General features: G+C 45.0%; 1 pseudogene. It reads left to right on the forward strand.

The features are described 5' to 3' along the window. Window positions 1-586: pseudogene (locus tag R7Q11_RS26455) on the forward strand (arsenic resistance protein); the annotation flags it as partial. Window positions 587-695: the final 109 nt, after the last annotated feature.

The raw sequence follows: 695 nt of genomic DNA on the forward strand, positions 1-695 counted from the left end.
AATTCTGACTTACAGCGTTATGGCTTGGCTATTCATCACGGTACTTCCACCATTCTTTGGCTATGAAGGTTTTGTGGTTGATATTTCCATGGGAGACATTGCAGAAAGCGTATTGATTTACTTAGGTATTCCGTTCCTCGCTGGTTTTCTCAGTCGTAAATGGTTAGTCGCTGCAAAGGGTGAGAAGTGGTACAACGATGTGTTTATTCCTCGAATTTCACCCATTACTTTGATCGCTTTGCTCGCCACCATCGTGCTGATGTTCAGCCTCAAAGGAGAGATGATTTTACAACTGCCAATGGATGTGTTCCGCGTGGCAGTCCCACTAGCGATCTACTTCGTATTGATGTTTTTTGCCAGCTTCTTTATCGGGAAGAGAATGGGCATCCCCTACGATAAAAATGCCTCCATCGCATTTACGGCAACGGGTAACAACTTTGAGTTGGCCATTGCGGTTTCCATTGCTGTATTTGGCCTGAATTCCGACCAGGCATTCGCTGGCGTAATTGGCCCGTTGATCGAAGTTCCGGTTCTGATTGCTTTGGTTAACGTCGCACTGCGGATGAAAACCAAATACAAAAGCTAAAATGTGAAACATTGAGACCGAGCCAAATAGCAATGTTAGGTACTAACTGGCAACGGTTTTGATGTACTCGCTGGGCGTTAAACCAAACTTGCCTTTAAAGCGTTGGCTA

It is taken from the genome of Vibrio sp. 970 (genome assembly GCF_033339075.1).